The 20,095-nt window shown below is 72.9% G+C and carries 18 protein-coding genes; 12 read left to right on the forward strand and 6 right to left on the reverse strand.

Going from position 1 to position 20,095, the window contains the following annotated elements; genetic code table 11:
- The first annotated feature begins 167 nt into the window (after nucleotides 1-167).
- A complete protein-coding gene (gene ppk2, locus MXD57_RS24870) occupies nucleotides 168-971 on the forward strand; it encodes a polyphosphate kinase 2 (RefSeq protein WP_250404190.1) in 804 nt (267 codons plus the stop codon).
- Nucleotides 972-1,065: 94 nt separating this feature from the next.
- Here ppk2 and MXD57_RS24875 read toward each other — a convergent pair whose 3' ends face one another.
- The 3 genes from MXD57_RS24875 to MXD57_RS24885 form a co-directional block, all read right to left on the reverse strand.
- Nucleotides 1,066-1,962, reverse strand: coding sequence for a universal stress protein (locus tag MXD57_RS24875; RefSeq protein WP_250404191.1), 897 nt, complete (start codon nucleotides 1,960-1,962; stop codon nucleotides 1,066-1,068).
- A 424-nt stretch (nucleotides 1,963-2,386) separates the two neighbouring features.
- Nucleotides 2,387-3,070: a response regulator gene (locus MXD57_RS24880; RefSeq protein WP_250404193.1), complete on the reverse strand. Its 684-nt coding sequence runs from the start codon at nucleotides 3,068-3,070 to the stop codon at nucleotides 2,387-2,389.
- 262 nt (nucleotides 3,071-3,332) lie between these two features.
- Nucleotides 3,333-3,794 carry a pyridoxamine 5'-phosphate oxidase family protein gene (locus MXD57_RS24885; RefSeq protein ID WP_250404195.1) on the reverse strand — a complete coding sequence of 154 codons (462 nt, stop codon included), beginning with the start codon at nucleotides 3,792-3,794 and terminating at the stop codon, nucleotides 3,333-3,335.
- Nucleotides 3,795-4,740: 946 nt separating this feature from the next.
- On the opposite strand from MXD57_RS24885, the gene MXD57_RS24890 reads away from it, so the two are divergent.
- From MXD57_RS24890 to MXD57_RS24935, 10 genes are all read left to right on the forward strand, one after another.
- Nucleotides 4,741-5,808, forward strand: coding sequence for a glucose-1-phosphate thymidylyltransferase (locus tag MXD57_RS24890; protein ID WP_250404222.1), 1,068 nt, complete (start codon nucleotides 4,741-4,743; stop codon nucleotides 5,806-5,808).
- Between the two features lie 69 nt (nucleotides 5,809-5,877).
- A complete protein-coding gene (locus tag MXD57_RS24895; protein ID WP_250404197.1) occupies nucleotides 5,878-6,477 on the forward strand; it encodes an acyltransferase in 600 nt (199 codons plus the stop codon).
- Between the two features lie 288 nt (nucleotides 6,478-6,765).
- Complete coding sequence (locus MXD57_RS24900) at nucleotides 6,766-7,938, forward strand: hypothetical protein (RefSeq protein WP_250404199.1); 1,173 nt, start codon at nucleotides 6,766-6,768, stop codon at nucleotides 7,936-7,938.
- Nucleotides 7,935-8,705, forward strand: coding sequence for a WecB/TagA/CpsF family glycosyltransferase (locus MXD57_RS24905; RefSeq protein WP_250404200.1), 771 nt, complete (start codon nucleotides 7,935-7,937; stop codon nucleotides 8,703-8,705). Before MXD57_RS24900 ends, MXD57_RS24905 begins: the two co-directional genes overlap by 4 nt.
- Nucleotides 8,705-9,964 (forward strand): nucleotide sugar dehydrogenase, encoded by a 1,260-nt coding sequence (locus tag MXD57_RS24910; RefSeq protein WP_250404202.1) that lies wholly within the window; start codon nucleotides 8,705-8,707, stop codon nucleotides 9,962-9,964. Before MXD57_RS24905 ends, MXD57_RS24910 begins: the two co-directional genes overlap by 1 nt.
- A gap of 3 nt (nucleotides 9,965-9,967) precedes the next feature.
- Complete coding sequence (gene wecB, locus MXD57_RS24915) at nucleotides 9,968-11,083, forward strand: non-hydrolyzing UDP-N-acetylglucosamine 2-epimerase (RefSeq protein WP_250404204.1); 1,116 nt, start codon at nucleotides 9,968-9,970, stop codon at nucleotides 11,081-11,083.
- Nucleotides 11,084-11,134: 51 nt separating this feature from the next.
- Nucleotides 11,135-11,992, forward strand: coding sequence for a Wzz/FepE/Etk N-terminal domain-containing protein (locus MXD57_RS24920; protein ID WP_250404206.1), 858 nt, complete (start codon nucleotides 11,135-11,137; stop codon nucleotides 11,990-11,992).
- Entirely contained in the window at nucleotides 11,955-13,442 is a 1,488-nt protein-coding gene (locus MXD57_RS24925) for an oligosaccharide flippase family protein (protein ID WP_250404208.1), read from the forward strand. Before MXD57_RS24920 ends, MXD57_RS24925 begins: the two co-directional genes overlap by 38 nt.
- Nucleotides 13,443-13,771: 329 nt before the next feature.
- Nucleotides 13,772-14,506 carry a hypothetical protein gene (locus MXD57_RS24930; RefSeq protein WP_250404209.1) on the forward strand — a complete coding sequence of 245 codons (735 nt, stop codon included), beginning with the start codon at nucleotides 13,772-13,774 and terminating at the stop codon, nucleotides 14,504-14,506.
- 11 nt (nucleotides 14,507-14,517) lie between these two features.
- On the forward strand, nucleotides 14,518-15,309 hold the full coding sequence (locus MXD57_RS24935; protein WP_250404211.1) for a glycosyltransferase family 2 protein: 792 nt from the start codon (nucleotides 14,518-14,520) through the stop codon (nucleotides 15,307-15,309).
- Between the two features lie 21 nt (nucleotides 15,310-15,330).
- Here the strand turns inward: MXD57_RS24935 and MXD57_RS24940 are convergent, their stop codons facing one another.
- A complete protein-coding gene (locus MXD57_RS24940) occupies nucleotides 15,331-16,242 on the reverse strand; it encodes a glycosyltransferase family 2 protein (RefSeq protein ID WP_250404213.1) in 912 nt (303 codons plus the stop codon).
- On the reverse strand, nucleotides 16,239-18,263 hold the full coding sequence (locus MXD57_RS24945) for an O-antigen ligase family protein (RefSeq protein ID WP_250404215.1): 2,025 nt from the start codon (nucleotides 18,261-18,263) through the stop codon (nucleotides 16,239-16,241). Before MXD57_RS24945 ends, MXD57_RS24940 begins: the two co-directional genes overlap by 4 nt.
- Nucleotides 18,264-18,334: 71 nt before the next feature.
- Here MXD57_RS24945 and MXD57_RS24950 point away from each other — a divergent pair, with 71 nt between their 5' ends.
- A complete protein-coding gene (locus tag MXD57_RS24950; RefSeq protein ID WP_250404217.1) occupies nucleotides 18,335-18,991 on the forward strand; it encodes a hypothetical protein in 657 nt (218 codons plus the stop codon).
- Between the two features lie 17 nt (nucleotides 18,992-19,008).
- Here the strand turns inward: MXD57_RS24950 and MXD57_RS24955 are convergent, their stop codons facing one another.
- On the reverse strand, nucleotides 19,009-20,055 hold the full coding sequence (locus MXD57_RS24955; RefSeq protein WP_250404219.1) for a glycosyltransferase family 2 protein: 1,047 nt from the start codon (nucleotides 20,053-20,055) through the stop codon (nucleotides 19,009-19,011).
- Nucleotides 20,056-20,095 lie beyond the last annotated feature (40 nt).

The following is a 20,095-nucleotide window of genomic DNA, read 5'->3' on the forward strand; positions in this document are numbered from 1 at the left end:
GGGAAGCGTGGCGGACCGCCGCCGGGAAGGAGGGAAGCGGTGGCGGTCCGCCACCGGGAAGCGGCGAGCGGTGGCGGACGGTCTCCGGCGGAAAGTACGGTGGCGTCCTGGTGTCCGGCCCCTGGCGTGGGCGACCGCGCGGGCCGGCGGGCGGCGGTGGAGGCGGCATGGCCGGTAAGAAGGCGGCGAAGCTGCCGCGTGAGGTGTACGAGCGGGAACTGCTGTGCCTGCAGACGGAGTTGGTGAAGCTGCAGGAGTGGGTGCGGGCCGAGGGCGCCCGGCTGGTCGTGGTGTTCGAGGGCCGGGACGCGGCGGGCAAGGGCGGCACCATCAAGCGGGTCGCCGAGCATCTCAATCCCCGGGTCGCCCGGATCGCGGCACTGCCGACGCCGACCGAGCGCGAGCGCACGCAGTGGTACTTCCAGCGGTACGTGGAGCATCTGCCGGCCGCCGGGGAGATCGTGCTGTTCGACCGGTCCTGGTACAACCGGGCCGGGGTCGAGCACGTGATGGGCTTCTGCACCAAGGAGGAGTACCAGCTTTTCCTGCGCCAGTGCCCGATCTTCGAGCGGATGCTGGTGGAGGACGGGATCCTGCTGCGCAAGTACTGGTTCTCGGTGAGCGACACCGAGCAGCAGGAGCGTTTCCGGCGCCGGCTGGAGGATCCGCTGCGGCAGTGGAAGCTGTCCCCGATGGACCTGGAGTCGATCACGCGCTGGGAGGCCTACTCCCGGGCCAAGGACGAGATGCTGGTCCACACCGACATCACCGAGGCGCCGTGGTTCGTCGTGGAGAGCGACGACAAGCGGCGGGCGCGGCTGAACATGATCGCCCACCTGCTCGGCTCCGTCCCGTACCACGAGGTGCCGCCGCAGGTGCTGCGGCTGCCGCCGAGGCCGCCGTCGACCGGCTACGAGCGTCCGCCACGCGATCTGCAGACGTACGTGCCCGATCACGCGGGAGGCCTCTGAGCGGCCACCGCTCCGCGGCCCGGCCGCTCCGTGCCCCCGGCCACCGCCGCGCCCTCGCGGGGACACGGCGGCGGGGAGGGGACGGAGCCGTGCGTCAGTCGTGCGCCACGACGGCGACGGGCGCGGCGGCGTGGTGCAGGACCGCGTGGGCGACGGTGCCGATGTGGGCGCCGACGGGTGAGCGGCGGACACGCCGGCCGACCACGACCAGCGAGGCGCCGCGGGAGGCCTCGACCAGCAGCAGTGAGGGGCTGATCCAGCGGGACTCCGTGACGACCTCGACGCCGGGGTGCTTCTGCCGCCAGGGCCGCAGGGCCTCGTCCAGGGCGGCGGCGTGGGCGCGCGCCACCGTCGTGGTGACCTCGGGGTCCATGGCCATGCCGTAGGAGTAGTAGTACGACGGCGGGTTCCAGGCGTGCACCACCCGCAGCGGCACCGAACCGCGCTCGGCCGCCTCGAACGCGAACTCGATCGGGGCCGCGTCCGGCGCCCTGACATCCAGTCCCAGTACGACGGGGCCGGCGGGATCGCCGGTCACGGCGGTGCCGTGCTCGCCGACGGCTTCCTGCTCGCCGGAGCGGATCAGGACCACCGGCCGCTCACTGTGCGCCACGACGGCCTGCCCCACCGAGCCGAGCAGGAAGCCGCCGAGCCCTCCGAGGCCGCGCGAGCCGAGCACGAGCAGTTCGGCCTCACCGGCCGCGGCGGTCAGCAGCTCGGCCGGCTGCCCGGTGAGCTGCTCGGTGCTCACCTCCAGGCCGGGGTGGCCCGACCGCAGGGCGTCGGCGGCCTCGCGCAGGATCCGCTCGGTCCAGTGCTGGTGGGTGTCGGCGCCCAGCAGCGGGGCCTCGGCCATGGGCTCCGGCACCGGCTGCCAGACCTGGACGAGCTTCACCGGCAGGCCGCGCAGTCGCGCCTCACGGGCGGCCCACTCCGCGGCGGCCCGGCTCTCGGCCGAACCGTCGACGCCTACGGTGATGGTGCGGGACATGATCTCCACCTCTCGTGGATCGCGGGACGCCGTCACGGCGTCGTCCTGAAGGGTTCGCGCGGCGCGGGGCCGCTGCTTCCACGCGGGCTGTCGGCCCGGTGCGGACCTCCCGCCCGGGCGGCCCGCACGGTGTGCCTGGCGGCACGTGCCGGCGCGCCGGGTCCGGCGGCCCGGGAGCGGGCCCGGTGCCGAAGCGGGGCCGGTGCCGAAGCGGGGCCGGCAGACGGTGGTCCGGGCTCCGGCGGGAGTGCTCGTGCACGGCCATGGTGAGGCTCTCCCCCTTCCGGGATGCCCGGGACGTCGTCTCCCGACGCACTCACTCTGGCCGGGTACGTGGCACCGCGCCGGGTGCCGAAGGTCTCGGTCCGCGGGCCGAACGTCCCTGTCCTGGGCGGGACGCCGGACGGGCGGGGACGCCGGACGGTCAGCGCCCGTCCCGGGCCCGTCTGTCCTGGATCTGGGTGGCGATGACGGCGGCCTGGATGCGGCGCTCCACGCCCAGCTTGGCGAGCAGCCGGGAGATGTGGTTCTTCACCGTCTTCTCGGCGAGGTACAGCCGCAGACCGATCTGGCGGTTCGTCAACCCCTCCCCGATGAGCGCCAGGATCTCCCGTTCGCGGTCGGTCAGGCCGGGCAGTTCGTCCTGGTCCTCGTGCGGGCGCGGGCCTCCGCGCAGCCGGGCCATCAGCCTCGTGGTGGCGCTCGGGTCGAGCAGGGACTGCCCGCGCGCCACGGTGCGCACGGCGGACACCAGGTCCGAGCCCTGGATCTGCTTGAGGACGTAGCCCGAGGCGCCCGCCATGATCGAGTCGAGCAGCGCCTCCTCGTCGTCGAAGGAGGTCAGCATCAGGCAGGCCAGCTCGGGCATGCGCGAGCGCAGCTCCCGGCACACGCCCACGCCGTCGCCGTCGGGCAGCCGGACGTCCAGCACCGCGACCCGCGGGCGCAGCGCGGGGACCCGCACCAGGGCCTGCTCCACGGTGCCGGCCTCACCGATCACCTCGATGTCCGGCTCGTCGTTCAGCAGGTCGCGCACCCCGCGCCGCACCACCTCGTGGTCGTCCAGCAGGAACACCCTGATCGGGTCGCCCTGCTCGCCGTCCGCCATTGACCGCTCCTCGCCCGCGCTCCTCGTGGCCGCCCGCGGGTCGCCGGCGGCCTCCCTACGGATCATTGCCGCGTGCGGGCCGGACGGCCAGGGCCGAACGGCCCTGGTGCGCGCGCCGCCGCGCGCTCGCGGTCGCCTGCCCACGGCCGGCGCGGCCGGCGCCTGCCGGGTGGGGCGGCGGGCCGCACGACGAGCGGGCGGCCGCGTGCCGGAGGAGAGGGGCCACGGCACGGCCCGTGTGCCGCTGGTGGGAGGAGAGGTGTCACGGCCCGTGCGCCGCGCGGGGGACGCACAGCCGCACGCCGTACATCGTGCGTCCGCCGACCAGTTCCCTGCCGGTGACCAGTTCCGGCTCGATGCGCACGAAGACCTCCTCGGGAGAGGGCACCCAGGAGCGCGGGCCGATGCGGTCCAGGCGTTCCACCTCGGCCGGTTCCGTGACGACCCCGGCCCGCCCGGTGACGACGACGCTCCACCCGGACCCCTGGTCCGCGTCGACCGCGTCCGCCTCGAAGGCCACGACCGAGCCGTCGACCGCGCGGGCCATCTCCGAGGCCGCCGAGGTGCGCAGCAGCACCGCCCCGTCACCGTCGAGGCAGAAGTTCACGGGCACGACGGCGGGCAGGGCCTGGCGCGTGTGCACGATCCGGCCGACGGGCGCCGTCGCCAGCAGGCGCATGCACTCGTGACGGCCGAGTTCGCGGAATCCATCGTTCGGGTCCATCGGACAGCCCGTCTTTCCCCTGGTGGACCGGGTCTCGCTCCATGCTGGGCCGGGTACCGGGCGCGGTGCGAGGGGCCACGGGTCCCTCCGGTCGCGGAGAACGGCCCGTGGCCGCACGGCGCGCCGGGTGGGCCGGGCGGCCCATCGGCGCGGCCCGGGAGTGCCCCGGTCGGCCCATGCCGCGGCGCCGCCCGGGTTGCGGCCCCCGGAGCGTGCCGAGGGGGAGGTGGGGGCGTGAGGGAGGTGGGTACGGTTACGCGAGGCCGGCCCCATGAGCGGTGGACCGGGGCGGGGGCGGTCACCGCTGCGGCGGGGGCGGAGGAATCCGCTCCGGCGGCGCGGCCACGTGCCCGAGGCACGGCTGCTGCTCGCCGTGTGGATGCTCGTCGTCGTGGTGGGCGGCACGCCGGCCGGCCTCGTGACCGCCCAGGCCGGCGGCCGGTCCTTCGGCCGGCAGCGGGCCGAGCGGACGCCGGTCGGGGCCGTGCTGCCCGCCGACGCCCCGCGCGCGGCTCGCGTGGGCAGGGGCGACGACCCGCCCTCGGCGCGGGTGCGCCGGACGGCACCGGACGGCACCGCGGCAGCACGCTGGTGGCCGGCGGGCGACCGGCGGGCCGGTTCCGCCGTGGAGATCCGGCTCGACGCCCGAGGCGGCCGCCCGGTCGGCGCTGCTGGGCGCCTCGGCCGCACCGGCCCTGAGCGGCGCCGCGTCCGGCGTACGGTGCGCGGTGTCGGCTGGACAGGCGCATCGAGGAAGAGGACCGGACGTGGGCCCTGCCCGGTCAGCGGTGGGGCCGCAGAACCGGCTGACCTGCGGCATCACCGGCTCACCCGTGCCCAGGCCGTACGGCCCTGCGGGCCCGGCGGCATGACGGTCCGTGAGGACGGGATCCTCCGTACCCGGAATCCCTCCGTCAGCAAGTCCGCTGTAAGTAGGCTGATATGCATGAAGGCACTTTTGTTGTCTGGTGGCTCAGGTACCCGTTTGCGCCCCATAACCCACACCTCGGCCAAGCAGCTCGTACCCGTCGCGAACAAACCGGTTCTGTTCTACGGCCTGGAGGCGATCGCGGGGGCCGGAATCACCGAGGTCGGGATCATCGTCGGGGACACGGCCGAGGAGATCCGGGGAGCGGTCGGCGACGGTTCCGCGTTCGGGCTCGACGTCACCTACATCCCGCAGGAGGCCCCGCTGGGCCTGGCCCACGCGGTGCTGATCGCCCGTGAGTTCCTGGGCGACGACGACTTCGTGATGTACCTCGGCGACAACTTCGTCGTGGGCGGCATCACGGACCTGGTGGAGGCCTTCCGCGCCGAGCGCCCCCAGGCGCAGATCCTGCTGACGCGGGTGCCGGACCCGACCGCGTTCGGCGTGGCCGAACTCGACGCGGCGGGGCGGGTGATCGGCCTGGAGGAGAAGCCGCGGCACCCCAAGAGCGAACTGGCCCTGGTGGGTGTGTACCTGTTCACCCCGGCGATCCACGAGGCCGTGCGCTCCATCGAGCCCTCGTGGCGCGGCGAGCTGGAGATCACGCACGCCATCCAGTGGCTGATCGACGCGGGACGTGACGTGCGCTCCACGACGATCTCCGGCTACTGGAAGGACACCGGGAACGTCACCGACATGCTCGAGGTCAACCGCTCGGTGCTGGAGACCCTGGACCGCCGGATCGACGGCACCGTCGACGACGACAGCGAGGTCATCGGGCGGGTGCGGATCGAGCCCGGGGCGAAGGTGACCGGCAGCCGGATCGTCGGTCCGGTGGCCGTCGGCGCGAACACCGTGATCACCGACTCGTACATCGGCCCCTTCACCTCGATCGCCGGCGACTGCCGGATCGAGGACAGCGAGATCGAGTACTCCATCGTGCTGCGCGACTCCTCGGTGAGCGGTGTCCGGCGGGTGGAGGCCTCGCTCATCGGCCGCAACGTGGAGGTGACGCCCTCTCCCCGCAAGCCCGCGGCGCACCGGCTGGTCCTCGGCGACCACAGCAAGGTGCAGATCTCCTCATGACGGCCGGCACCGCGGCCACCGGCCTTCCGACCACAACGACCACACCGACCACACCAGGAGACCCACTCGGTGAACACCAGGATCCAGCCCACCGCCCAGGTCGACGAGAGGGCCGCGATAGGTGACGGCACGACGGTCTGGGATCTCGCCCAGATACGGGAGGACGCCCGGCTGGGCAGCGGGTGCATCGTCGGCCGGGGGGCGTACGTCGGCCCGGGGGTGCGGATCGGGGACCGCGTGAAGCTCCAGAACCACGCCCTGGTCTACGAGCCCGCGGTGCTCGGCGACGGGGTGTTCGTCGGCCCGGCGGCGGTGCTCACCAACGACCACTTCCCCCGTTCCGTGGACCCGCAGGGCCGGCTGAAGCGCGGCGGCGACTGGGAGGCCGTGGCCGTCGTGGTGGGCGAGGGGGCGTCGCTGGGGGCCCGTTCGGTGTGCGTGGCGCCGGTACGCGTCGGCCGCTGGGCCCTGGTCGCGGCGGGTGCCGTGGTGACCCGGGACGTGCCGGACTTCGCGCTGGTGGCCGGCGTACCCGCCCGCCGGATCGGCTGGGTCGGGCGGGCCGGTGTCCGGCTGGTGGAGCGCGCGGGCGAGCCGGGCGGCTGGGAGTGCCCCGAGACCGGTGAGCGGTACGACGAGAAGGACGGCGAACTCCTGCCGCTCCCATGACCAGTTGATCCCACGAAGAACCGGTGCCGATTCTCCCAAAACACCGTTCGTCGAACATGTGCAGGCATAACATGTGTGCGAACTGTGCAGGCTCAGCACAGGGACCACACGATTCGGCAGTGCCCGGGGGGGTTTTCACAGTGAGGACGTCTGTGCCTCGAGCGAGGAGCGGCAGCCGCTCCGGCGCCTGACATCTGCATTGCCTTCACACCGCCCGGCCGTTCACGCCGCGGCGATCTCAAGTCTGCGCGAAAACAGGACCCACAGGGGGGTTGGTGTGTCCGAACGATGACCATCACACGTCTCGCGGCGCTCGGTCGTGAGGAACCGGCGCTGCTCACGCTCGCCCAACGACTGCTCACGGTCGCCGAGTCGGGGCTTCCGTCGATGCTGCTCCCCGGCAAGGAGGCCTTCGCCTTCACCATGGCCGGGCACAGGTCGCCCGACGGCTCCTGGACACTGGAGCGGCGCGGGACCAGCACCCGGTACGCGGCCATCACCGCGCTCGGGGCCCGGTTCCTGCCGGAGGACCGCCAGCGCGCGGTGCTCGGCGGGCGCAGCGCCCAGGAGTTCACGGGCCTGCTGATCGAGTCCCTGCCCGCGGTGGCCAACCTCGGGGACGCGGCGCTCATCGCCTGGGCCGCCGCCGACACCGGCCATCCCAAGCTGTCCGACGCCCTGGACCGGATGCACGCCCTCGACGACGAGGGCCGGCCGCAGTACACCGTCGAGGCGGCGTGGGTGCTGTCCGCCCTCGCGGCGGCGCACGGCACGGTCGACGTGGAGGGGCGCCTGCCCGCGGCCCGCGACCGCCTGCTGCGGGCCCGGCTCGGGAACAGCCCGCTGTTCCCGCACGCCACCGGCCCCGGCCTGGTGCCCTGGTACCGGGCCCACGTGAGCTGCTTCGCCGACCAGACCTACCCGCTCCAGGCCCTCGCCCGGGCGCACGCCTGCGGCCACGGGGGCGGCGATCCGGAGGCGCTGGCCGCGGCCGACGCCTGCGCCGCGCGCATCTGCGAGCTGCAGGGGGACGGCGGGCAGTGGTGGTGGCACTACGACGCGCGCACCGGCGGGGTCGTGGAGGGCTATCCGGTCTACAGCGTCCACCAGCACGCGATGGCGCCGACCGCCCTGTTCGACCTCGCCGACGCAGGCGGCACCGACTTCGCCGCGGCCGTCCGCAAGGGCCTCGGGTGGATGACGGAGGTACCGGAACTGGCCGGAGACCCGCGGAAACAGGAGCCGTTGATCCTCGACGATCTCGGTGTCACCTGGCGCAAGGTCTTCCGGGGCGATCCGAAGAAGGCCGTGCGCGCCGCCCGGGGCCTGGGCACCAGGGTCGCTCCGGGCCTGCGGCTGGGACCCCTGGACCGGGTGTACCGCCCCGTCTCCGTGGACCGCGAGTGCCGGCCGTACGAGTTCGGCTGGATGCTCCACGCCTGGCTGGGAGGCAGCGTATGAGCGGGCGTCGCTCCCTGTTCGGGGTCGAGCTGGACCCCCTGACCATGGACCAGACCGTGGAACGCTGTCTGGCCGCGGTCCGGGAGGACCGGCAGCTCGAGATCGGTGTGGTCAACGCCGCGAAGCTGGTGAACATGCGGCGGGACCAGCGGCTCGCCGGGGCCGTGGCCGGGTGCGATCTCGTGCTCGCCGACGGGCAGGCCGTGGTCTGGGCCGGCCGGCTCCTGCGCGCCCCGCTGCCGGAACGGGTCGCCGGTATCGACCTGTTCCTGCGGCTGCTGGCCGAGGCGGAGTCGGCGGGGATGTCCGTCTACTTCCTCGGTGCCCGGCAGGAGGTGCTGGAGCGGATGCTGGTCGAGGTGGCCGACCGCTTCCCCGGCCTGAAGGTGGCGGGCAGCCGGAACGGCTACTTCGACGACACCGAGCAGCCGGCGGTCGCGGACGCGATCGCCCGCAGCGGTGCGCAGTTGCTGTTCCTCGGCATGACCTCGCCCAAGAAGGAGATCTTCACCGCCGCGTACGGCGAGCGCACCGGCGCCCGCGTGGTGCACGGGGTCGGCGGCTCCTTCGACATCCTGGCCGGGGTCACCAGACGGGCCCCGGCGATCTGGCAGCGCTGGGGCGTCGAGTGGCTGTACCGGGCGCTGCAGGAGCCGCGCCGACTGGGCCGACGCTATCTCACCACCAATGCTGCCTTCGTCCTCATGACGGCGCGCGAGTTCATCCGGCTCACCCCGTCGCCCGCCTCCGCGAACAGGAGTCACTGATGCGCGTCGTCGTGGTCGGACAGGGATACGTCGGCCTGCCACTGGCCATTCGGGCCGCCGAGGTCGGTCACGAGGTGATCGGCTACGACGTCGACTCCCGGCGGATCAAGAGCCTCGCCGCCGGGGAGTCGTTCGTCGAGGACGTCTCCTCGGAGCGGATCCGCGCCGCGCTGGACAGCGGCGCCTACCGCCCCAGCGACGCGGCCCGCGACTGCGGCGGCTTCGACGTCGCCGTGGTGACGGTGCCGACGCCGCTGCACGAGGGCACACCCGACCTGCGGTACATCAGGGAGTCGGCGGTCACCCTCGCCCGCTATCTGCGCCCCGGTGCCACGGTCGTCCTGGAGTCGACCACCTACCCCGGCACCACCCAGGAGCTGTTCGCCCCGATCCTGGAGGACGGCTCGGGCCTGGCCGCGGGCCCCGACTTCCACCTGGGCTACAGCCCGGAACGGATCGACCCCGGAAACGCCGTGTGGGGCTTCAAGGAGACCCCGAAGGTGGTGTCCGGCGTCGACGCGGCCTCGCTGCAGGCGGTGCGTGACTTCTACGGGCAGCTCGTCGACACCACCGTGCCGGTGCGCTCGCCCAAGGAGGCCGAGCTGGCCAAGCTGCTGGAGAACACCTTCCGGCACGTCAACATCGCGCTGGTCAACGAGATCGCGATGTTCGCCCACCACCTGGACATCGACGTGTGGCAGGCCATCGACGCCGCCTCCACGAAGCCGTTCGGCTTCATGAAGTTCACGCCCGGACCGGGGGTCGGCGGCCACTGCCTGCCGATCGATCCCTCGTACCTGTCCTGGCGGGTGCAGCGCGAACTCGGCCAGAGCTTCCGCTTCGTGGAGCTGGCCAACGACATCAACAACCACATGCCCGAGTACGTGGCACGGCGCATCAGCGACCTGTTCAACGAAAGGCGCCGGTCCGTCAACGGCTCGAACATCCTGCTGCTGGGCCTGGCGTACAAGAAGAACACCGGCGACGCCCGCGAGTCGCCCGCCCTGCGCGTCTCCCAGCTCCTGCTCGACATGGGAGCCCAGGTCAAGGCCTCGGACCCGCACGTGGTCGAGAGCCTGCCGGTGGACACCCGGCTGGTCCGGGTCGACCCGGTGCCGGAGGAGCTGGCCGCCGCCGACGTGGTGGTCCTGCTCACCGACCACGACAGCTTCGACTACGAACTCATCGCCGAACACGCCCGCTTCGTCCTCGACTGCCGCCGCCGGCTGTCGGCCGGGCCCACGATCGAGGTGCTCTGAACCATGCCCCGCATCGTCTGCGTCGCCGGTGCGCGACCCAACTACATGAAGATCAAACCGGTGATGGACGCGCTGGAACGCCGGGGCGCCGAGGTGATCCTGGTCCACACCGGTCAGCACTACGACCCGGCCATGAACGAGGTGTTCTTCACCGACCTCGGCATCCGGCCGCCCGACCACTTCCTCGGGGTCGGCTCCGGCACCCACGCGGAGCAGACCGGGCGGGTGATGACCGCGTTCGAGCCGCTGCTCGCCGAGTTGTCCCCGGACGTCGTCGTGGTGGTCGGCGACATCAACTCCACCCTGGCCTGCGCCCTGGTCACCGCCAAGGCGGGCCCGCTGCTGGCCCATGTCGAGGCCGGGCTGCGCAGCCGCGACTGGGGCATGCCGGAGGAGGTCAACCGGGTCGCCACCGACCGGGTCAGCGACTACCTGCTGGCCCCCTCCCCCGACGCCGCCGGGAACCTGCGCGCCGAGGGGTACCGGGACGACCAGATCCACCTGGTCGGCAACGTCATGATCGACACGCTGCTGGCCAACCTGGAACGGGCCCGCGCCTCGGACGTCCTCGTCCGGCACGGCCTGGCCAGGGGGGAGTACGGTCTGGTCACCCTGCACCGGCCCGCCAACGTCGACGACCCCGAGATCCTCGCCGGGCTGCTCAAAGCCCTGGGCGAGGTCGCCGGCCGCTGCCCGCTGCTGCTGCCCGTGCACCCGCGCGCCGCCGAACGGCTGGCCGCCGTCGGCGTCCCCGGCGGGATCCGGCTGGTGCCGCCCGCCGGGTACCTCGACTTCATCGCGCTGCAGGACTCGGCCCGCCTCGTGCTGACCGACTCGGGCGGTGTGCAGGAGGAGACCACCGCGCTGGGTGTGCCCTGTGTGACCCTCCGGGACAACACCGAGCGGCCCGTCACCGTGGAGCAGGGCACCAATGTGCTGGCGGGCCGCGATCCGGCGCGCATCGTCTCCACCGTGCACCGGGTGCTGGACGATCCGCCCGCGCCGCGCCGGCCCGAACTGTGGGACGGCCTGGCGAGTGACCGCATCGCCGCCGTGCTGCTGGAGGGAGGGACCGCGAGCAGCCGGCCGAGGCCCACCGACCAAACATCCACCATATGATCCGCTTGCAACATATTCTCATCGGGGGTCGGGGCGTGAGGGGGCACCACCATGGATCTCGCTGAGATCTTCCGGGTCATGCGCAGGCGCTGGTACGTCCTGCTGCCCGGACTGCTGCTGACCGCCGTGCTGGCGGCCGGTGTGGCACTGGTGGTTCCGGTCACCTACCAGTCGCAGAGCACGGTGGCCCTTCTGAACTCCCAGAAGGCCACCGTGGCCTACGACGGAAATCCGTTCCTCAGCACCCAGACCTCGCTCACCGGCATGGCCGACAGCCTGGCCCGCAACCTCAACTCCGACGGCTCGCTGCGGGAACTGAAGTCCCGTGGCGCCAAGGGCACGTTCGAGGCCAAGCTCGCCGACAACGCGCAGGGGCCGCTGATGTGGCTGACCGTCACCGGCACCGACAAGGCCGCCGTCCTGGCCTCGGACCGCATCCTGGCCGCGTACGCCAAGGAGCGGCTGGACCAGTTCCAGAAGCAGCAGTCGGTCGCTCCGAAGGCCATGATCCGCATGACCACGATCGTGCCTCCGCAGACCCCGGTGGCCCAGACCAAGACCCGGCTGGAGTACCTGGTGATGGCCGGGGGCCTGGGTCTGGTGCTGAGCCTGGTCGCGGCCTTCTACGTGGAGGCGCGCCACCGGCCCCGCCGGCCGGCGCGCGCGGCGGAGCCCGCACGCACCGCCGCCGGCGCACCGCCCGCCGCCGGGCCCGCGGCCGGGGAACCGGCCGCGGAACGGACGATCGCACTCAGGACGCCGCCCAGCTGGTCGCGGTCCGCCGAGAACAGGCCCGCCGCGGAGCCGGGGGCCGCGCGGCCCGCCATGGCCGCGGCGCCCGCCGCCGAGCCGCTCGACGAGGAGTCGACTCATGGACAGCGTTCGCACACCGGACAGCGAGACCGCTGAGCCGAGCGACACCCCCGCTCCCCCCTCCCTCGGGCGCAAGGTCCGTTCCGCGGCCCGGTGGAGTCTGATCAACACCGTGGTCATGCGCCTCGGCAACTTCGCCACCGGCATCCTGCTGGCCCGATTCGCCCTCGGCCCCGCCGAATGGGGCGTCTACGGCATGGCCCAGACCGTGCTGCTGGTCCTGCTCTCCGCGAACGAGCTGGGCGTCGGCCTGGCCATCGTCCGCTGGGACGGCGACCCGCGCCGGTTCGCGCCGACCGTGCTGACGCTCGGCACCGCGTCCAGCGTCCTGCTGTACGCCGCGATCTTCGTCTCGGCGCCGACGGTGGCCGGCCTGCTGGACTCTCCCGGGGCCTCGGGCGTGCTGCGGGTGATGTGCCTGTGCCTGGTGCTGGACGGAGTGGCCCAGGTGCCCGCCGGCTTCCTGACCCGGGAGTTCGCGCAGGGCAGACGGATGGTGATCGACGCGCTCAACTTCGTCCTGAGCACCACCGTGACACTGGTGCTGGCCTTCGCCGGCTGGGGCGCGATGAGCTTCGCCTGGGGAGCGGTGGCCGGCAATGTCGCCGCGCTCGTGGGCTGCGCGCTCGCCGCACCGGGCATGCTGCGGTTCGGCTGGGACGCCCAGCAGGCCCGCGCGCTGCTCGGGTTCGGGCTCCCGCTGGCCGGCGCGAGCCTGCTCGCACTCGCCGTGGTCAACGTGGACACCATGGTCGTCGGCTCCTCCCTCGGCTCGGTCGCCCTGGGCTTCTACGTCCTGGCGTTCAACATGTCGGGCTGGCCGGTGCGCATCATCTCCGAGGCGGCCCGCCGTGTCTCCTTCGCCGGCTTCTCCCGGCTGGCCGGGTCCCCGGAGGCCCTGGCACAGGGCTTCAGCCGTGCCCTGGGCGTACTGGTCACCGGCACCGTCCCGCTGTGCGTACTGCTCGGCGGACTGGCCGAGCCGGTCGTCCGCCTCGTGTACGGGAGCAAGTGGGCGCCCGCGGCATCGGCGCTGCCCTGGCTGATGGCCCTGGGCCTGGTCCGCATCGGCTGCGAACTCGCCTACGACTGCCTGGTCGCCGCCGGACGGCGCCGCTCCCTGATCCTCGTCCAGGGCCTGTGGGTCGTCGCCCTCGTCCCCGTCCTCGTCGTCGGCGCCCGCCTCGGTGGCGTCGTCGGCGTCTCCCAGGGGCACGTCATCGTCGCGGCCGGTCTTGTCGTCCCCGCATTTCTGTACGCCCTGGGCCGGACCGGGATCGGCCCCGCCCACATCGTCAGGGCCTGTACCTGGCCCTTCCTCGGGGGAGCCGTGATGGCCGTGGTGACCCTCGTCGCGAAGCGGCTCCTCGGCGACGGCACCGTCGCCCTCTTCGTCATCGGCGCCACCGCCCTCGCCTGTTATGTGGTGTGCGTCCTGCCCAGCCGCCGCTTCCTGCTCGGCGCCCGAATCCCGGAGGCCGTGTGACCAGGCTCCGTCAACTTGCGGTCTTACTGGCCCTGTTGCTCTGCGTCGCGTGCGCCTCGGGTGCCGGTGCCGCGCCGTCCGCCCAGAGTCCCGCCCGCGGCACGGCCCACCCGGCGCCACCCTCGTCCGGGGCATCCTCGGCTCCGCCGGCCCCCTCGTCGCACCCGGTGGGCCCCCCGCCGCGGCCGGTGGGCCCGTCGCCCGGGAGTTCCTCGCCGCGCGGAGCGTCCTCGCCGTCCGCTGCGCCGGCGGCGCAAGCCGAGGCGGGCTTCCCCGACGCCCGCTCCACCGGTCCGCGCGTCCCGCTCGAGCCCCACTCCACCGGGAACATGAGCATCAGGACCGACGGCACCGTCATCAGAGGGTGGGACATCACCGGCTCACTCGACATCTACGCGGACGACGTGACCGTCATCGACTCGAGGATCACCTCCACCAACTGGTGGGGGATCAACCTGCGCCCCGGGCACCGCGGTCTGCGGATCCTGCACAGCACCATCACCGCCGTTCCCGGCAAGGGGCCCGACAACGGGGGCGTCGACTACGCCGTCTCCAACATGGGAGTCAGTCCCGTCGAGGTGGGCTGGTGCGACGTCTCCGTCTTCGGCAACGCCCTCTCCATGGGGCAGGGCAACCTCCACGACAACTACGTCCACGACCTGGTCCCCTTCCGCAACGCCGGCGGCGAGTGGCAGCACACCGACGCGGTGATCAGCGGCGGGAGCAACCAGGGCAGCCTGGTCATCCGGCACAACACCCTGCTCAACTCCGTCCCCGTCGACCGGGGGGCCTCGGCGGCCATCGGCCTGTTCGCCGACACCGGCCCCGTCTCCAACACCGTCATCGACGGCAATCTGCTGGCGGGCGGCGCCTACGCCCTGTACGGGGGCGGTGAGGGTGCCACCGGGATCCAGGTCACGGACAACGTCTTCTCCACCCGGTACCACCGCAACTCCGGCCACTACGGCGCCGTCACCGCCTGGAACACCGCCGGTTCCGGCAACGTCTGGCGCGGCAACCGGTTCACCCACGGGCACGCCATCGCGCCGCAGCCGGCCGGCTGAGGAAGAGGATCATGCGACGCATCGCCCGCGCCCCCTGGGAACTGCTCAAGCGCGCCTTCGGCTGGCTCGTCCTGTTCGAGCTCCGCAACAAGGTCCTTCTCGCCCCGTCCGCGCTGCGGCTGCGCCGCGTCGAGACGTCCGAGGCCCGCCGCCTCGACACCGCCATCGGTCCCCGGCCGGCGGCCCTCGTGGCGACGGTGATCGCGACGCACCGCCGGCCCGACGAACTGCGGGCGGCCGTACGCTCGGCACTGGACCAGACCGTCCGAGACCAGGTCGTCATCGTCGTCGACGACGGCGCCGGCCTCCCCCGGCTGCCCGACGACCCGCGGCTGTTCGCCGTCTCACTGGCGCGGAACACCGGGGTGGCCGGCGTGGTGCGCAACGTGGGCATCCGTCTGACCCGCTCGCGGTACGTGGCGTTCCTGGACGACGACAACCTGTGGGAGCCCGACCATCTGGAGCGGGCGCTGGCGGTGCTGGAGGCCCCCGGCGGCCCCGACGCCGTCTACACGGCGCTGCGCCGGGTCCTGCCGGACGGGACCGAACGGGACGTCCTGTCCGTGCCGTTCGACCGCCGCCGGGCGGCCCGCGAGTCCTTCCTGGACACCAACGCCTTCGTCGGACGACGGAACCGGGCGCTTCGTTTCAGCCGGCTGCGCCGGACCCCGCAGGTGCTGCCCCGTGAGGACTGGGAGCTGGTGCACCGCTACAGCCGCGCCCACACCGTGCGCCACGTACCGCACCCCACCGTGCGGTACCTGGTGAACCCGGCCAGTTTCTACACCACTTGGTCCGGCTGAGGCCCGGTACCCGGCGGCGTCTCACGGCCCGGGCGTCACCCGCAGCGCGCCCGGCCTGAGCAGCGCGGTCGCGGCGGCCCGGCTCGCCCTGCGCCCGAGGGCCGCGCGGGACGCCTCGCGCAGGAGCACGGCCGCCCGGAAGCACACGGTCGCGCCGGGTCCGTGCCGCCGCCCGTACAGACGCACGCGGTTGAGGGTGAGCAGGGTCCACAGACGGGGCGAGACCCGGGAGTCGCCACCCAGGTGGACGGCCTCGGCCGTGGGCTCGAGCTGGGTGGCCCAGCCGCGGTCCCGCGCGCGCAGGCAGTACTCGGTCTCCTCCGAGTAGAGGAAGAAGGACTCGTCCCACGGGCCGCAGGCCGCCAGGCAGTCGGCGGAGAGGGCCATGAGCGCACCGGTCGCCCAGTCCGCGCGGGTGGGCCGCGCGTAGGCGGCGGGATCGGTGACCAGCTCGCTCAGGCGCGGGAAGCGCCCGGCGCGGCGATTGCCGATGACCGCCTCACCGAGGGCCCGGCTCACGCTCGACTCACGGCGCAGCGAGTGCAGGGGCGCCTCCCGGCCGTCCTCGTACAGAAGCGGGACGGCGATGCCCACCTGGGCACCCAGCGTGTCGACGAGGCGCTTGGCGCAGCCCTGCCGCATCCGGATGTCCGGGTTGCACACCAGTACGGCCCGGTAGCCGCCCTCCCACTCACCGGCGGCCCTCAGTGCCGCGTTGACCCCGGCGGCGTACCCGGCGTTGCGTCCGGTCTGGACGACGGTGGCGTCGGGGGCCAGCGACCGGAGCACCTCGACGGTGTCGTCGGCGGAGTCGTTGTCGGCGACGACGAGCCGCCAGTCGAGTCCGGCCATGCCCTCGGGCAGCGCGGCGAGGAACCCGGGCAGCACCGGCGCGCTGTTCCAGGTGACGACGATGACGGCGACGGGGCTCATCGGGACTCCACGAGTTGGGGAAGCTGGGGTTCGGAGGTCTTGACGGGGGGCGGCGCTGCGGTGGCGGCCTCGCCCCGGACGAAGCCGAGGAGGCTGCCCCCCGCCCCCAGCAGCAGGAAGAACAGGCCGGCGAACATCGGGAAGCTGAGCGAGTCGAAGGTGGCGCTGACGACGAGCGCGACCAGCGACGAGGCGAAGAACGCCTGCCCCAGTTCGCGGTCGGCCTCGGTGCGGGCCAGCCGCCGGACAGCACCGCCCTGGTGGATCCCGGCGACGAACAGGACGAGCATGGCGACCAGTCCGAGCGCGCCCATCTCCGCCAGGGTCAGCATGTACTGGTTGTCCGTGAAGAAGTAGCGGTCCGGGGTGAAGGTGCCGAAGCCCCGCCCGAACAGGGGATGTTCCTCCAGGTAGGGCACGATCGCGCTGTACTTGACCGTGCGGGCCTGGGTGCTGCTGTCGGAGTTCGACAGGAACGAGGCGAACAGGCCGGTGATCGTGCCGATCAGTCCGGGGACCAGCACCTTGAAGACGGCGACGGACGCGGTCATGACGCCGATCGCGGTCCAGCGCCGGGCCGGCTTCCAGCGCGGCACCATCACCAGGGCCACCAGCAGCAGGCCGATGATCGAGGTCCGCGACACGGTCAGGGGCAGCGCTCCGGCGATGAGCAGCACCGGGCCCCAGCGGCGCGCCCAGTGCAGGTGGCTGCGCACCGGGTCGAAGGCCTGCTGGATGGCGAAGGGCAGCAGGATCGCCAGCATGCCGCCGAACTCGAGCGGCTGGGCGGTGGTGGCGCGCGGCCGGGTGAAGGCGCCGCGGTCCATGACGCTGACCTGGGCGACGCTGGTCTGCAGGCCGGGGATGTGGATGGAGTCGGCGATGTTGGTGCCGGAGAAGAAGTCGTAGAAGCCGATAGCGGCGACGACGGAGCCCATCACCACCACCCGGCGCATCAGGACGTCGAGCCGGGCGCGCTCCTGCACGCCCGCCGAGGTGAGGACCACCAGTGACACCCACACCAGGAACCCGATGAGCCCGCGGTCGGCGCCCAGGACCTCCGCGTGCGAGCTCTCCCGCCCGGCGTCCGAGACGTACGCCGCCAGGACGGCCAGCCCGAGCACGCACATCGCCACGCGCGCGAGCCTGGTTCCCGGCGCGGGCAGGACGCGTCCGCCGAGCCAGGTCGCGAGGTACCACAGCAGGCCGAGCAGGGCGAAGACGTTGGCGGGGGTGCCGACCCCGCCGAGCGCGGGCAGAGCCAGGTTCGACGGGATGAAGAAGGCCAGCGCCAGGTAGACGGTGAGGATCGCCGTGGCGTCGACCCTCCGTCCGAGCAGTCCTCTTCGTCCCCGTCGGGGCGCGCGGGCCTCCCGGGCCCGCGGAACGGCGCTCTTCGCGGCGTGCCGCCGGCGGCGCACCACGGCGACGCCCTCCAGCAGTATCGACAGCAGGAAGGCGCTGACGGCACCGAGGATGACGACGGCCGCGATGTCCTGGTAGCGGTTCTTCGACTTCGCCACCGGGGTCTGCGGCAGGACGACGGGCGCCGTCTGCACGAAGTACGCGGGCGGGACCTTGGCCGCTGCCTGGAGGGCCTTGAGCTGCTCACCGGCGAACTCGGTCAGGGTGTTGGTCTCCTCCAGCACCTTCGCCCGGTCGGTCCCGGTCACGCTGAGCGTGAGCAGCGGACTGTCGGCGGTCGGCGCGAAACCGGCCGTGTACGGGTCCGTGACGCCGCGGCCGCGCAGCTCCTTGGCGGCGTCGTTCGACTCCAGGGCCCTGATCAGCACGTCGGCGGTGACGATGAGCGAACCGCCCGCGTTGGAGATGGGGTTGCCGAAGGTGGGGGGCAGCCGGGAGACCGCCGAGGAGTCCAGCAGGGTGACCGAGCTCTGCGACTCGTAGGAGACGGGCACGGTCACGTAGAGGTATCCGCCGCAGACCAGGCTGAGCAGCGTGAGGGGCACCACGAAGTACCACCGTCTGCGCAGAATGGCCCAGATCTCACCAAGACTCATGAACCATCCCCCCATTCGGTGGCATCCCGCCGCGCGTCCTGCCAGTATCGGGGCTGACGGAAGGAACTCGTATGTCGCCCGGGAACGTCGCCGACGCACTGCTCCGCCGCTGGTACGTGGTGCTGGCCGCGCTGCTGCTGACGGCCGCCGCGGCGTACCAGGTGGTGCGTCCCGCACCGCAGTACACCGGGTCCGCGGTCGTCGTCCTCAAGCCGCCGGTGACCCGGAACCAGCCCAATCAGCTCACCAACCTGCAGCCGCCGCTCGCCCTGGTCTCCTACGGGGTCGTGCAGCAGCTCGAATCGCCCTCTGGCGCAAAGGAGTTGAAGGAGGCCGGAGTCCGGGGGACATACCATCTGGTCCCCCGCAACAGCGGCACCAGCGCCACGCCGCGCTATCTGATCCCCTCCCTGCAGATCCAGTCGCAGGCATCCGGGCCCGAGGCCGCCGTGACGGCGGTGCGCCGCATCATCGGCGTCTACTCCCGGCACGTCGACGCGATGCAGTCGGCGCAGCGGGTGCCCGCCGGCTCGCGGATCACCGCCTCCGTGCTGACCTCGCCGAGCGCCGCCGAGGTGCGGGGCGACCGGAACCGGGGCCTGGCCGGCACGGGCCTGCTGGGCCTGGCCGCGGGCGTTCTCGGCGCGTTGTGGCTCGACCGGTACGTGATGAGCCGTCGCGGGACCGTGCCCGGCCGGCACGCCGGACCGGTTCCCGCGGCCGGCTGAATTGAACTGATCGCTCATCAGATACCGCGGCGCTTCCAGGACTCCCACCACAGCCACTCCCGGCCGCGGTCGGCCACGGCCGACCACACCAGCGGCTGGAGGTACGGCATCGCCTTCGGTCCGATCCGCCGTCTGAGCCGCAGGGCGCGGTACTCCGGCAGCGCCGCGTACCCCGGGTGGCACTCCTGCGCGAAGGCCACGCACTCGTCGACCGGAACGGCGCCGGTGCGGCCCCGGTCGTAGGCACGGTAGGCCCGGCGCAGCGCGAAGCGGGCCAGGCGGGCGTGGACCTCGTCGGCGAGGCGGTCGGCGTGCGGCAGCCGGTCGGCGCATTTGGCGAGCACCGAGTCGAAGGCCACGAGGCGCTGGCGCAGGTCGTCGAGCTGGCCGCCGAAGTCCGTCGTGGACATGTTCTTGCCGTGGACACGATAGAAGGCCTGGTCGGCACCGCGTATGTAGCCGACGTCGGCGTGCGCGGCGAGCCGCATCCACATCTCGATGTCGCCGGCGTGCGGCAGCGCGGGGTCGTAGCCGCCGACCTCGCGCTGCAGGCTGGTGCGGACGACGACCTCGGGCGAGGTGATGCAGCCGGTGCCCTCGCGGAAGCGCCGCTCCAGCCACCAGTGGCCGGGATATACCACCGCGCCGGTGCCGCGGGTACGGGCCGGCGGCAGCGGTCCGCCGTGCTGGAAGCGCAGGGGGCGCCCGTAGGCGAACCCCACCCCGGGGTGGGCGTCCAGCAGCGCGGCGGCCCGGACCAGGGCGCCGGGCACCAGCCGGTCGTCCGCGGAGAGCAGGGCGACGTAGGTGCCGTCGGCCCATTCCAGCAGGCCCTCGTTGTAGGTGGCGATGTGGCCCTTGTTGGTCTCGTGGACGCGGACCTCGATCCGCGGGTCGGAGGCGGCCAGCTTGTGCGCGATCTCCGCCGAGTCGTCCGGGGAGGCGTCGTCGATGATGAGGACCCGGACGTCGACGCCGTCCTGTTGGTCCAGGACGCTGCTCACGCAGTCGGCCAGGAAATGGCCGTACTTGTAGCAAGGGATCACAACACTGACGCTGCTCATCGGTGGGAATGCCAATCCCCGGTGGTGGGGGGGGGGGGGG

It is taken from the genome of Streptomyces cellostaticus (assembly GCF_023630175.1).
GTDB classification, from domain to species: domain Bacteria; phylum Actinomycetota; class Actinomycetes; order Streptomycetales; family Streptomycetaceae; genus Streptomyces; species Streptomyces cellostaticus_A.

Bases quoted from the DNA above. Each gene is read 5' to 3' on its own strand.
- MXD57_RS24905 (WP_250404200.1), top strand. From the start codon at position 7,935: ATGAGCGGGCGTCGCTCCCTGTTCGGGGTCGAGCTGGACCCCCTGACC.
- MXD57_RS24935 (WP_250404211.1), top strand. From the start codon at position 14,518: ATGCGACGCATCGCCCGCGCCCCCTGGGAACTGCTCAAGCGCGCCTTC.
- MXD57_RS24900 (WP_250404199.1), top strand. From the start codon at position 6,766: ATGACCATCACACGTCTCGCGGCGCTCGGTCGTGAGGAACCGGCGCTG.
- MXD57_RS24945 (WP_250404215.1), bottom strand. From the start codon at position 18,263: ATGAGTCTTGGTGAGATCTGGGCCATTCTGCGCAGACGGTGGTACTTC.
- MXD57_RS24885 (WP_250404195.1), bottom strand. From the start codon at position 3,794: ATGGACCCGAACGATGGATTCCGCGAACTCGGCCGTCACGAGTGCATG.
- MXD57_RS24910 (WP_250404202.1), top strand. From the start codon at position 8,705: ATGCGCGTCGTCGTGGTCGGACAGGGATACGTCGGCCTGCCACTGGCC.
- MXD57_RS24940 (WP_250404213.1), bottom strand. From the start codon at position 16,242: ATGAGCCCCGTCGCCGTCATCGTCGTCACCTGGAACAGCGCGCCGGTG.
- MXD57_RS24890 (WP_250404222.1), top strand. From the start codon at position 4,741: ATGAAGGCACTTTTGTTGTCTGGTGGCTCAGGTACCCGTTTGCGCCCC.
- ppk2 (WP_250404190.1), top strand. From the start codon at position 168: ATGGCCGGTAAGAAGGCGGCGAAGCTGCCGCGTGAGGTGTACGAGCGG.
- MXD57_RS24950 (WP_250404217.1), top strand. From the start codon at position 18,335: ATGTCGCCCGGGAACGTCGCCGACGCACTGCTCCGCCGCTGGTACGTG.
- MXD57_RS24925 (WP_250404208.1), top strand. From the start codon at position 11,955: ATGGACAGCGTTCGCACACCGGACAGCGAGACCGCTGAGCCGAGCGAC.
- MXD57_RS24920 (WP_250404206.1), top strand. From the start codon at position 11,135: ATGGATCTCGCTGAGATCTTCCGGGTCATGCGCAGGCGCTGGTACGTC.
- wecB (WP_250404204.1), top strand. From the start codon at position 9,968: ATGCCCCGCATCGTCTGCGTCGCCGGTGCGCGACCCAACTACATGAAG.
- MXD57_RS24955 (WP_250404219.1), bottom strand. From the start codon at position 20,055: ATGAGCAGCGTCAGTGTTGTGATCCCTTGCTACAAGTACGGCCATTTC.
- MXD57_RS24880 (WP_250404193.1), bottom strand. From the start codon at position 3,070: ATGGCGGACGGCGAGCAGGGCGACCCGATCAGGGTGTTCCTGCTGGAC.
- MXD57_RS24930 (WP_250404209.1), top strand. From the start codon at position 13,772: ATGAGCATCAGGACCGACGGCACCGTCATCAGAGGGTGGGACATCACC.
- MXD57_RS24875 (WP_250404191.1), bottom strand. From the start codon at position 1,962: ATGTCCCGCACCATCACCGTAGGCGTCGACGGTTCGGCCGAGAGCCGG.